At 59.5% G+C, this 12,223-nt stretch carries 7 protein-coding genes; all 7 read left to right on the top strand.

Translation table 11 applies throughout. The annotated features are described in order from the left end of the window. The first annotated feature begins 67 nt into the window (after nt 1-67). The 7 genes from tagH to tssA all read left to right on the top strand — a co-directional run bounded on the left by tagH (nt 68) and on the right by tssA (nt 12,126). Nucleotides 68-1,642 (top strand): type VI secretion system-associated FHA domain protein TagH, encoded by a 1,575-nt coding sequence (gene tagH / locus ACR2TX_RS18810; protein ID WP_434130491.1) that lies wholly within the window; start codon nt 68-70, stop codon nt 1,640-1,642. A 21-nt stretch (nt 1,643-1,663) separates the two neighbouring features. Then, complete coding sequence (tssK, locus tag ACR2TX_RS18805) at nt 1,664-3,001, top strand: type VI secretion system baseplate subunit TssK (RefSeq protein WP_077731005.1); 1,338 nt, start codon at nt 1,664-1,666, stop codon at nt 2,999-3,001. A 69-nt stretch (nt 3,002-3,070) separates the two neighbouring features. After that, nucleotides 3,071-4,393 carry a type IVB secretion system protein IcmH/DotU gene (icmH, locus tag ACR2TX_RS18800; RefSeq protein WP_086133918.1) on the top strand — a complete coding sequence of 441 codons (1,323 nt, stop codon included), beginning with the start codon at nt 3,071-3,073 and terminating at the stop codon, nt 4,391-4,393. A gap of 8 nt (nt 4,394-4,401) precedes the next feature. Beyond that, complete coding sequence (gene tssM, locus ACR2TX_RS18795) at nt 4,402-7,962, top strand: type VI secretion system membrane subunit TssM (protein ID WP_240506907.1); 3,561 nt, start codon at nt 4,402-4,404, stop codon at nt 7,960-7,962. Then, nucleotides 7,959-9,491, top strand: coding sequence for a type VI secretion system-associated protein TagF (gene tagF / locus ACR2TX_RS18790; RefSeq protein ID WP_434130490.1), 1,533 nt, complete (start codon nt 7,959-7,961; stop codon nt 9,489-9,491). Before tssM ends, tagF begins: the two co-directional genes overlap by 4 nt. A gap of 69 nt (nt 9,492-9,560) precedes the next feature. Continuing rightward, nucleotides 9,561-10,964: an autotransporter outer membrane beta-barrel domain-containing protein gene (locus ACR2TX_RS18785; RefSeq protein WP_156880905.1), complete on the top strand. Its 1,404-nt coding sequence runs from the start codon at nt 9,561-9,563 to the stop codon at nt 10,962-10,964. A 109-nt stretch (nt 10,965-11,073) separates the two neighbouring features. After that, nucleotides 11,074-12,126 (top strand): type VI secretion system protein TssA, encoded by a 1,053-nt coding sequence (tssA, locus tag ACR2TX_RS18780; protein WP_086133960.1) that lies wholly within the window; start codon nt 11,074-11,076, stop codon nt 12,124-12,126. Nucleotides 12,127-12,223 lie beyond the last annotated feature (97 nt).

The raw sequence follows: 12,223 nt of genomic DNA, 5'->3' as shown, positions 1-12,223 counted from the left end.
GTTTTCCGTCGTTACGATTGTCTATGCTTAATGCCTGACAATCAGGGGCTCAACCGAAGCACGCATCATGGCACTCATCCTCAAAGTTCTCAGCTACAAGGGCGCTCCCGTTCCGGAGGAACCATCCTGCACCTTCGACCAGAAAGGCGGTTCGGTAGGTCGCTCGCCCGACAACCGCTTCGTTTTGCCGGATCCCGACAAGTTCATTTCCCGCAGGCACGGCTCGATCGAGTATCGGAACGGCGTTTACTGTTTCACCGACTTGAGCACGGCGGGCACCTATGTTGTCAATAAAGACCTTCTCCTTCAGCACGACACCGCGCCGCTGTCGAATGGGGACGTACTGAAGATCGGCGAATATGAAATCGCGGTCGTCGAAGTGTCGCTTCCGCCGGCAGAGCCCGAGGAAGCGCCGTTCGGCTTCGATCCGTTCGAAGCTTCGCACGAGGCGCCCGCCGCGCCCGTACCGGAATCTGCAGCTTGGCCCGAGCCGCCGACGTGGGACTCGCCGTTCGATCTTCCTCCGCCGGAACCGGAGAGATCCCAGCCGTCGGGACCGAGTTTCATCGATCAGCCCGACGCATCGCCTTTTCATGACAGTTTTATTCCGCCCGATATCGCTGACAAACCGGAAGAAGCGGCACTGCCCGATTTCGATTTGACAGACCTGTTGCGTGACCTGGATGCGAGTGAAAGTGGATCGGGGCATTCCACCCTCGCCCCGGAAAGTTGGGAACCGCCGGACGATTTCTTTAAAGGGCTCGATTTGAACGAACTCGGCCCCGGCGCAACCGAATCCGCCGACTCGCATGACTCGATGCCCGAAATCGGACCGCTCGGCGGATTCGAGGAGATGCCGGGTTCTGCGAGAACCGAGAGCGCCGCTCACGGCGGACAAGCGGCGGGATTGCCGCCCGATGCGCCGATACCGCCTCGTGCCAGCGTTCCGCCAGTGGATGACGCACCGGTAGATCTAAGCGGTGCGGCCACATCGCCGGCCGCTCCGGAACCTGTTTCGGCCGTGCTGCCGGACGGTTCCTCCTCGGTTTCGAAGAGTGCGGCAGACCGCGAGTTGTTCGCGTCTTTTTTGGCCGGTGCCGGAATCGCGCCCGCCACTGGATGGGTGAAGGACGAGGACATGGCGGCGGTCATGAATACCGTGGGCGTTCTGCTCCGCAGCTTCGTCGAGGGCATGATGACCGTCATGCGGGCACGTGCGGAATTGAAAAGCCAATTTCGCGTTTCTGTTACCACCATGCGTCCGGTTGACAATAACCCGCTAAAATTTACCCCGAACGTGGACGACGCGCTCAAGATCATGCTGGCGCGCAACCATCCGGGATTCTCTGATCCCGTCGAGGCGGTGCGGGGGGGATTCGCCGACCTCATGAATCATCAGATGGCCATGACGGCGGGGATTCAGGCGTCGCTGGCGGCGGCCTTGAGGCGGTTCGATCCCCAAGGGTTCGAAAAGCTTTACGAGGATGCCATCGTCTTTCAGAAGAAGGCGAAATGCTGGGATGCCTACGGAAAAGCGTATCCGGAACTGGTCAACGAGATTCTGGAGAACTTTTTCGGAGAGGAGTTCGGGGAAGTTTACGAGCGGCAGATGCGCATACTGCAATCGGCCCGTTCGCGATAAGAAAATACAACAGGAACCGATATGTCCGAATACAGCAGAGTGGTGTGGTCGGAGGGAATGTTTCTTCGTCCGCAGCATTTTCAGCAACACGACCGTTATCTGGAGGCGTTGGTCGACGGCCGGTGCCGCGGTCTGCGACCGTTCGATTGGGGGTTCGGCACGCTGAAGCTCGATCCGCGGCAACTAGCTGTCGGCAAACTGGCGCTGGTTGAAGTGCGGGGCGTTTTTCCCGACGGCACTCCGTTTAATCTGCCGGATGACAACGAGCTTCCCTTGCCCCTGGACGCGCCCGACGACGTCAAAGACAACGTCGTGTATCTGTCGCTTCCCGTTCGGCGCCCGGACTCGGCCGAGATCGACAGCGAAGCGTTCGAGGACAGTTTGGCTCGGTATCGTCTCGGCGAGCGCGAGGTGCGGGACCACAATAGCGGCGCCGACGGACGGTTTCCGGTGCAAATCGGCAAAATGCGCACCCGCTTGATGCTCGAACGGCAGGAGCGCTCCGGCTACGTCTGTCTGGGGGTAGCCCGCATCATCGAAGTTCGCGCCGACAAAACGGTGGTCCTGGACGAGCGATATATCGCGCCGGGCCTCAATTGTTTCGGAACGGGGCTGCTCGGCGGATTCCTCCGGGAACTGCACGGTTTGCTGCATACTCGCGGCGAAGCCCTCGCCGGCCGCGTGGCCGAGGCCGGGAAAGGCGGCGTGGCGGAAATCGCCGATTTCATGCTGCTTCAGATTATCAACCGTTACGAGCCCTTGCTGGAGCATCTGGCCAACACCGCGGCGCTGCATCCCGAGGATTTTTACCGCCTGGCGGTGCAGATGGCCGGCGAATTGGCGACCTTCTATCGTCCGTCCAAGCGGCCGATCGGCTTTCCGGTATACCAGCACGACGATCTGCAGAAATGTTTCACGCCTGTGATGGAGGAGTTGCGGCAGCTCCTCAGCATGGTGTTGGAGCAAAACGCCATTCAAATCCCGCTCAGCAAGCCGAAGTTCGGGGTATACGGCGCGAAACGGCCGGACCTCAAACTTCTGGAGAATGCCGTTTTCGTTCTCGCCGCCAATGCGCAGGTACCGCCGGAATTTCTGCGCAACCACTTCCCTCCCCAGGTCAAGATCGGGCCGGTGGAGGAAATCCAGCAACTGGTGCGGTCGGCGCTTCCGGGAATTTCCGTACATCCCTTGCCGGTGGCTCCCCGTCAGATTCCCTATCACGCCGGCTTCTCCTATTTCGAACTCGACAAGCAAAGCGAGCTGTGGAGAAAAATGTCGGTTTCCGGGGGATTCGCGATCCATATCGGCGGCAATTTTCCGGGACTCGAACTGGAATTGTGGGCGATCAAGAAAACCTGATGCCAATGCACGCCGCCCGTGAACTGAATCCGACATCCCGTCCTGCCTAGCCGTCCAGGAAAAGCCAAAGTGAATTCAGACGATCCCTTCGCACCCTTCGACGACGAAGACAAAACCGTAATACGGCCGACGCCCGGCGGGCGTCGCCGTGCCACGCCCGCTGCGGCGGCGCCGCCACCCGAACCGCCTCCGATCCGGGTGCCCGACGTGCAACTGGATGCGCGCCGGCAAGCGGTATACGGCGAAAATCCGGTGGTGACGGCGGCGTTGTCGCTGCTCTCCCTGGTTTCCCGGCTGCGCAGCACGGCGGTCCATCAAGCGGTGGCCGAGCTTCAGCAGCAATTGGTCAGCGAGCTGCGCGGTTTCGAAAACCGGGTGCTGCGGCAAGGGGTCACGCAGGAGCATGCGCGCATCGCCAGCTACGCGCTCTGTACCTTGCTGGACGAGACAGTTCTGAACACTCCTTGGGGCGCGCAAAGCAACTGGGGGCACCAAAGCCTTTTGGTGATCTTCCACAAGGAAGCCTGGGGCGGCGAAAAGTTCTTCCAGTTTCTCGAGCATTTGGCGCGCCAGCCGGCCCAAAATCTGAACCTGATCGAGTTGTTCTGGCTGTGTTTGAATCTCGGCCTCGAAGGCAAGTACCGCATCGTGCAGAACGGCGCAAGCCAATTGGAGCGCGTGCGCAGCGAGCTGTATCAGCTGATTCAGCGCCTTCGAGGAGATTTCGAGCGGGATTTGTCGATTCGTTGGCAGGGGCTCAAGGACGTACGCAACCCGATCGTCCGCTACGTGCCGATCTGGGTGATCGCGGCGGGTGCCGCGGCGTTGCTCGTTCTGGTCTATTTGGGCTTCGCCTTTGCCGTCAATTCCGCGTCGGACCCCGTCGCCCGCGATCTGTTCGCTTTGGCGAAAGACGAGGTGAACCTTCCGGTTCAAAAGGTCGCGACGCCGGCACCCGTACCGGCACCGAAACCGGTCTCGAAGACGGAAAGATTCAAACCCATACTGGCTTGGGAGATTTCCCGGAATATGGTGGAAGTGGTGGACGATCGAATCTTGCGGATTCGGAATTCCTTTGACTCGGCCAGCGATCGCGTTAAGCCGGAGTTCGTTCCGATGTTGGCCAAGATCGCCAAGGAACTGGAGTCCGGCGGCGACGGCGCCCTGGTCACCGGCCATACGGACAACAAGCCCATCTTTTCCGCCCGCTTTCCGTCCAACTTCGAATTGTCGACCTCCCGCGCCAAGCACGTCGCGGAACTTCTGGAGACCTCCGCCGCCTTGCAGGGCAGGATTCGCTTCGAAGGGCGGGCCGATTACGAACCGCTGGTTCCGAATGACTCGGCCGAGCACCGGGCCATCAATCGGCGCGTGGACATCCTGATCCAGTGAGGCAAGTCGTGAAAGGCGTCATCAATTTCTTGAAAAAAAAATGGGTAATTCAGGCGATCGGGATGATCGCCCTATGCGCCTTGATCTGGTTCGTCGGCCCATTGATCGGGATCGCCGGTTCAGAACCCTTGGCGTCCGAATGGGCTCGGGGCTTGACCATGGCCGTGGCGGTCGTGGTCTGGGTGATCTGGCGTTTGGTGGCGGAAATCCGGGCGGGACGCAAGGAGCAGCAACTGGTGAAGGATCTCGCCGCACCGGGCGAGGGTGGCGAGGGAAAATCCGCCGAAGCGGTGGCGGCCGACGAGAATATCGAACTGCTGACCGAGAATTTCACGAAGGCTCTGAAACTGCTGCGCGAAACCCGAGGCGACAAGCAGCACCTGTACGAGCTGCCCTGGTACGTCATCATCGGCCCGCCGGGTTCGGGCAAGACGACGGCTTTGTTGAATTCGGGGCTGAAGTTCCCCCTGGCCGACCGGCTGGGCTCGCAGCCCATCCGCGGCGTCAGCGGCACGCGGAATTGCGAGTGGATGTTCACCGACGAGGCCGTACTGATCGATACCGCCGGTCGGTACACCACTCAGGAGAGCTATCAGGCGGTAGATGCGGCGGAATGGGGCGGCTTTCTCAAACTGCTGAAGCAACACCGTCCGCGCCGGCCGATCAACGGGGTACTCGTGACCCTGAGCCTCTCGGATTTGCTCCAGCACACCGAGGAAGAACGCGCTTTGCATGCCAAGGCGATCCGTCAGCGCGTCCAGGAGCTGTATTCGACACTGGGAATCCGATTCCCCGTCTACATGCTGTTCACCAAGTGCGATTTGGTCGCGGGATTCAACGATTTCTTCGCCGACCTCACGCAGGAAGAGCGCGCTCAGGTTTGGGGCGAAACCTTCCCGGCGGAGGATTTCAAGCAGCCGGTGGATGTATTGGCCCGGTTCTCGTCCGGCTACGACGAACTGCTTCAGCGCTTGAATAGGCGCATGCAGAGCCGCATCCAGGAGGAGCGCGACGTACAGCGGCGCAGCCTGATTCTCGATTATCCGCAGCAGATGGCGCTTTTGAAGCCGGCAATGGAGAAATTTCTCGAAGACGCTTTCGGCGCGAACCGCTACGAGGTCCGTCCGCTGCTGCGCGGCATTTATCTGACCAGCGGCACCCAGGAAGGAACGCCGATCGACCGGGTGATGGGCATACTCGCCGCCACGTTCCGGCTCAACCGCCAGGCGACGCCGATCTTCAGCGGAAGGGGAAAGAGCTTCTTTCTCACCCGCCTGCTTAAGGAGGTCATCTTTCAGGAAGCCGACTTGGCGGGCCTCGATCCCCGCGTCGAGCGGCGCCGGCGTCTGATCCAGGCCGGGGCTTACGCATCGGTGCTGGTCCTGACCCTGGGCTGCATCATCCTTTGGCTGGTGAGTTACCAGCGAAATACCTCCGCAATCGAGCAGGTGGAGAAAGAAATCGAACGCTACCGTGCGGCTCGCATCGATGGGAGCGATTGGCAGTCGAGCCTCCGGACCTTGATTCCCAAGCTCGATCCGTTGCTGGCGATCAACGACATCTACGAAAATTCCGGCCGGTTGGCGCATTTCGGGCTTTACCAGGGCGAAAAAATCCAGCTCGCGGCGAATCATGCCTACGAGCACTGGCTCAGGGATTATTTCCTCCCGGTCAACCTTCAGCGCCTGGCGCAGCGCATGACAGGCCCGGAAGCTTCCAACCCCGATATTCTTTACGAACTTCTGCGGGTCTATCTCATGCTCGGCCAGCCGGATCGCATGGACGCCAAGATCGCAGCGCCCTGGATTCGCAGCGATTGGGAAAGCCGTTTCGGCACCGAACCCGATTTGCTCGCCCGATTGAATCTCCACCTCGACAATCTTCTCAAGTTGCGGCTCGATCCTCAGCCCATGGATGAAGCTCTGGTCGCCGGCGTGCGAGCGAAGCTTTCGCAAGTTCCTCAGACCATTCAGCTCTATGCCCGTTTCAAGAACGAAGCGCTACTGGATCGTTCTCACGATTTCAAGCTCGATTCCGCGCTCGGGCCCGACGGTGCGCGGGTGTTCGTCGCGGCGGACGGACGGGATATCGGGACGCTTTCAGTGCCGGGCTTGTTTACGGCTTACGGTTATTCCGAGCTGTTTCTCAAGAAAAGCTTCGATTTCGTCAAGGACGCGGTGACCGAGAACTGGGTGCTCGGCAAGCAGGCGAATGTCGATCTGTCCGAAATTCAACGCCTGCACGGCGATTTCAAGACGCTTTATCTAGCCGATTACCAGAAGGCGTGGAGCGGCCTTTTGGATAGCATCAAGCTGCGCCGACCCAAGGACATCAATCAGACGATCGAGTGGCTGGACATATTGTCTCGCCCGACCACCCCGGTGCGTCCATTGCTCGAAGCCGTTGAAAAAAATACCTCACTGACCAAGATCGCTTCGCTTACCGCACAGCTTCTGAACAAAGTTCCGGCTGTCGCCGAGGCGAAGGTCGACGACCGTACCCAGAAACTGCTGGATGCCGCGCGCCAGGTGGACGCCGGCAGCGCTCCGCAAGCCGACCCGGTTCAGAGCGTGGAGACTGCGTTCGAAGACCTCAGCTATCTGGTGCGGAGCAGCGCGGATCGGCCGGCGGCCCTGGATTCGACCCTGCAAACCGTGGCCTCTCTGCGGGATTACATGCTGCAAATCGGCAGCGCGGCTCTCAGCGGCGAACAGGCGCTGAAAAGTGCCTCCGGGCGAGTCGCGGGTGGTGGCGGAGACGTGCTGCTCCAGGCCAAGAGCGAATTCGGGCGCTTGCCGGAACCCTTGAAAAGCTGGTTTCTCTCGTTTCTGACGGTGGGATGGAGGCAAACCCTGGCCGGAGCCAAGTCCGAATTGAACGGCATGCTCAAGACGGCGGTGGCCACTCCGTGCAAGGCCGCTTTCAGCGGTCGCTACCCCTTCGTGGGCGGCAGCTCGAAGGACGCGACGCTGATGGATTTTGCGAAATTCTTCGCGCCGAACGGCGCCCTGGATCAGTTTTTCCAATCCAATCTGAAGACCTTCGTCGACGTCAACCGCCCGGTGTGGACGGAAGTCGCCATGGACAACCAATCTCTGGGACTTTCGCCGGCGACCATCCGCCAATTTCAGAATGCCGCCGCCATTCGTTCCGCCTTTTTTTCTGCGGGGGGCCAAATGCCCGCAGTGTCGTTCGAACTCAAACCGATTTCTTTGGATGAGAACGTGGCGACTTTCCGCTTCAACCTGGAAGGGCAGGAGGTCGTTTATCGGCACGGCCCGGAGCAAGTCACGCGGCTCCAGTGGCCGGGGCCGTCGGCCGGAGCCGGCGTTCGAGTCGTGTTCGAGGCCGTGGACGGAAGGCAGGTCAGCCGCTCGAAAGAGGGCAGTTGGGCTTTTTTCCGTCTGCTGGATGAGGCCGTGGTGCAACAGACCGAGCTTCCGGAGCGGTTCCTGGTCACGTTTAGAGTGGAGGGTTACAGCGCACGCTACGAGCTGCGCGCCGGCAGCGTGACGAATCCGTTCGGGCTCGCGGCGTTGAAGTCCTTCAGCTGCCCGGATGCTCTATGAATCGACTCGCTCAAGTCGGCTTTTACGGCAAATTGCCGGCTCTTGGAGATTTCGTCTCCCGGCGTCTTCCCCGGCATTTCATCGATTATTGGGATCAGTGGTTGCAGAGCGCCATAGCTGCCAGCCGGGAACAATTACGGGATTCGTGGCTGGATGTTTATCTGACCAGCCCGATTTGGCGTTTCGGGCTGAGTGCGGGCGTCTGCGGGAGTGACGCCTGGGCCGGCATTTTGATGCCCAGCGTGGACAAGGTCGGACGGTACTTTCCGTTGACCTTGGCGGTGCCCGTGGCCGAACCGCAGAACCTGCCTTTTTTGTTCCGCCGGGACTGCGGCTGGTTCGAGGCTCTGGAAGCGCTGGCCTTGTCCGGGCTCGAAAATGATTTCGAGCTCGCTAAATTCGATCGGGAGTTGGAGACATTGTCTCTGCCGGATTTCATGAAAAGCAGTTCGGGCATTAGCCGTTCTCAAAATCCGCGGGCGGGCAGATTCGCACTCCACTTCGAGATGGAAAACCTGAGTCAGGTATCTGACGTGCTTATGGGGCTCAGTGGATGTTTGCTCGACCGTTTTCTTCCGGCTCATAGCTTGTGGAGTACATCGGGATCGGAACACATCGAAGCCTCGTTCCTGGTCTGCGAAGGGTTGCCGCCGATAGACGCATTCGTCGCCCTGATGACTGGAAGCTGGGAGCAACGCGGATGGGCCATCAGTACCCGGCGCTTGCCCGATTTGCCGGCTCGGACCTCGGCTGAGCCGAAAAGCGCAGACGGAACCAGCCGACCTGCGTCACCGGAAAGCGGGCCGTCCGGACTTCGCCGCTGGCTTTCTCACGGCATCAGCGTGGTTGGCAAGCGGCGGAAAATCAACGAGGACGCATTCATCGAGCGTCCGGACATCGGCCTGTGGGCGGTGGCCGACGGCATGGGAGGACATCAGGCCGGCGATGTCGCGAGCCGTGCGATCGTCGAGGCATTGGCGGCTCTGCCCGCTACGTCCGATCTGGATGAGTCCGTAAAAAACGTCGAGTCGGCTCTGAAACGCGTGAACGACGAATTATGGGAACTGGCTCGCCAGAGTTCGACCGGTCAAATCATCGGCAGTACGGTCGTCGTGTTGTTGGCGATTGATGATCGATGCGCCTGCCTGTGGGCGGGCGATAGTCGGCTTTATCGCCATCGCGCGGGCCGATTGGAACAACTGACGCACGATCATTCGCCGGAGGGGGAGCTTTCCTGTTTCGAAATTCTGACGAATGAGAAACGGACCCAGCGGGAACGTAGCAACGTCATCACCCGCGCGGTCGGGGCGGACCCGGTGCTCGTGCTCGATATCATGACGTTCGACTTGATGGAGGGCGACGGGTTTCTGCTATGCAGCGACGGTTTGGATAAAGAAGCGGGACCGATCGAAATCGAAGAGATTTTGGAAGCCGGCGATTGCCGGGAGCGCGCGGAGTCCTTGATTGCGCTCGCTATGGATCGCGGCGCACGAGACAATGTGACCGTGATTGTCGTGCAGTCGCCTTGACAGGTTAAGACTGCGACGGCTAAAAGATAAAACAAAAAATAAGAAGACAAATAGCTTCCCGGGGGAGATATGTGGGAACTCACAGAGGAAAAGAACGTTCGGGCGACGATACCCGCACGTACTTCGATGATTCGTCGAGGACTGGTGTGGTCATGTACCATGTGCTGGATCTCGGCGGCAGCCGCGAATCCGTTGACGAGCGGAGCGACGCTGAACCAGACTCAAACCGACATGGCCAATGTCGCGTTCGACGCCTGTACTCAAAGAAACTCGCTGCTTTCCGAGGATTTCAGAGACCGCTGCGACGCTCTCGTTGGCGCCGCGATTTCCGCTTCGGATAGCCAGATTCCTACGGTCGGCTCCGAGCCGGTCGAAAATGCCCTTCAAATAGTCTCGCCGGAGCAAATTCTCCAGCACGGAACGACAGCCACCCGGGTAACTGCCGGCCAAGTGGCCCTGGTCGATTCGACCATAGGCGCGAGGCTCGCAACTTTGCGCACCGGCTTGGGCTTGGCCGGGTTGCAGATGTACCGAAACGGCTTGTCGGCGGATCGCGCCTATGCCGGTTTGGGCAATTCCTTCGCCACCGGAGGTGCGGCCGGCGACGGCTCGTTCAGTCCTCTCGGCGTCTGGATCAACGGTAATTATCATTTCGGCGACGTCGATTCCACCTTCGATCAAAAAGGCTTTCAGTTTAAAAACTTCGGTTTTACCGCCGGCGCCGATTACCGCTTTACCGACAATTTCATAGCGGGTCTCGCTTTCACCTACGCCCGCACCAACGCGAATTTCGACCGTTCCGCCGGAGGTACGGACAGCGATGCCTACACCGGATCCATTTATGGGTCGTTCTATGTGACGGAAGGGTTCCATATCGATGCGCTCGGTTCCTTCGGCGGCATCGATTACGAGACTACCCGGAACATCAGTTATACCTTGCCGGGGTTCGAGACCGTCAATACTCAGGCTGTCGCTAATCCCGGCGGAACTCAATATTCCTTCAGTATCGGCGGAGGCTATGACTATTCGATAGCCGGGTTGACCCTAGCGCCCTATGCGCGAACGGAATACATCGGCCTGGATGTGGATGCCTATCGCGAGCGGCAGGGCAATGGTTGGGGGATGAGGTTCGACGAGCAGCACGTCCAGTCGCTCATTTCCACGGTGGGAAGCCAGATTTCGTACGCTTTCGGTTTACCCTGGGGCGTGATCACGCCCCAGCTGCGAGGCGAGTGGCATCATCAATTCAAGGATGACAAGCGGACAATCGGCGCCAGCTTCCTCGGCGATCCCGCCGCGCAGCAGTTTGCCGTCGTGACTCAAGGACCCGATCGGGATTATTACACCTTCGGCGCCGAGGTTTCGGGGGTATTTTCTCACGGCATTTCGGCATTTTTAGCCTATGATTTATTGCTGGGCTATCGCGATATCGAAAGTCACAAGTTTACCTTGGGAACTCGCGTCGAGTTCTAGCCGGAAAGTCCGCGTAAACGAGATCGAACAATAAATATTCTCGTGATCCTGGTTGAAAGCCGGAGTCGTCGAGACCAAACGAAAAAATGCTTGCGACGATCGGGGGATTATGGGCGAGCTAAACGTAGAAGCCTTTCTGACGGAAGTATCGCCGGATGCGCCTTGTGGGGAAGATCTTCAGTACGACAACGCATTCATCGCACTGGAGCAGAAAGCCAAAGGTACGCCGGAGCAACAGATCGGGGATCGGATCGAGCCGGCACAGCCGCCGAACTGGAAAGAAGTACGCCGAGACGCGATCGAATTGCTGGAGCGCACGCGCGACCTGCAAGTGATCCTCTATCTCATCCAGGCTCTTGTTCATACCGCCGGGCACCCGGGACTGCGCGACGGCCTGGCGCTTCTGGAAGGCATCGTCAGCAAGTTCTGGCCCGATCTATATCCGCTCCTCGATCCTGAAGACGACAACGATCCGACGCAGCGCGTCAACATCCTGATGGGATTATGCGACTTCGAGTCGGTATTGCGCCCGGTCGCGCTTGCGCCTCTTGTTGAGTCGCGTGCGCTCGGACGCTTTAGTCTGCGGGACGTGCAAATCGCGACCGGAAAGTTGCCACCGCCCAGCGACGGAAGCTCCTCGCCCGAGATTGCAACCATCAATGCAGCGTTCATGGACGCCGACCCGGAGGTTCTGGCGTCGACCCGCGAGGCGGTTGTCTCGAGTTTGGAAAGCATCAAGGCCATCGAAAGTTTCGTAACGGATCAGGTCGGTGTCGGCGATGCGCCGAACTTGGCTCCGTTGAGGGACTTGCTCAAAGAAGCACAGCATGTGCTCGGAGAGTATGCGGAGGAAGGCGGCGCTAGCGACGCGCAGCCCGAATCCGAGGGTGAAGGGGCGTCCGCGCACGATTCGGCCGCCAGACCATCTGCGGCTCGGCCGGGGGAAATCGGCAGCCGCCAGGATGTGATCAAGACCCTGGATTTGATTTGCGACTATTACGCTCGATGCGAACCCTCCAGCCCGATTCCCTTGCTGCTGAAGCGAGCCAAGCGTCTGGTTTTTATGGATTTCATCGAGATCGTCAAAGACCTGGCTCCGGACGGCCTTTCGCAGGTGGAGTTCATCAGGGGGCGTGATCCGTCCGAAGACGGCCAGTATTAGAGCAAATAACGAAAGCGTGAGCCCTACACTGATTCATAAAATGGCGACGCAATCGCCGTTCCTTCTCATCCGGTTAGTCATAACCGTCGATCGCCCA

The organism is Methylocaldum sp. GT1BB (assembly GCF_051027545.1).
Taxonomy (GTDB): domain Bacteria; phylum Pseudomonadota; class Gammaproteobacteria; order Methylococcales; family Methylococcaceae; genus Methylocaldum.
The sequence above is the reverse complement of the archived record's forward strand: the minus strand, read 5'-3'. Positions and strand labels throughout refer to the sequence as shown.

Bases quoted from the DNA above. Each gene is read 5' to 3' on its own strand.
- tssK (WP_077731005.1), top strand. From the start codon at position 1,664: ATGTCCGAATACAGCAGAGTGGTGTGGTCGGAGGGAATGTTTCTTCGT.
- ACR2TX_RS18785 (WP_156880905.1), top strand. From the start codon at position 9,561: ATGTGGGAACTCACAGAGGAAAAGAACGTTCGGGCGACGATACCCGCA.
- tagH (WP_434130491.1), top strand. From the start codon at position 68: ATGGCACTCATCCTCAAAGTTCTCAGCTACAAGGGCGCTCCCGTTCCG.
- tssA (WP_086133960.1), top strand. From the start codon at position 11,074: ATGGGCGAGCTAAACGTAGAAGCCTTTCTGACGGAAGTATCGCCGGAT.
- tagF (WP_434130490.1), top strand. From the start codon at position 7,959: ATGAATCGACTCGCTCAAGTCGGCTTTTACGGCAAATTGCCGGCTCTT.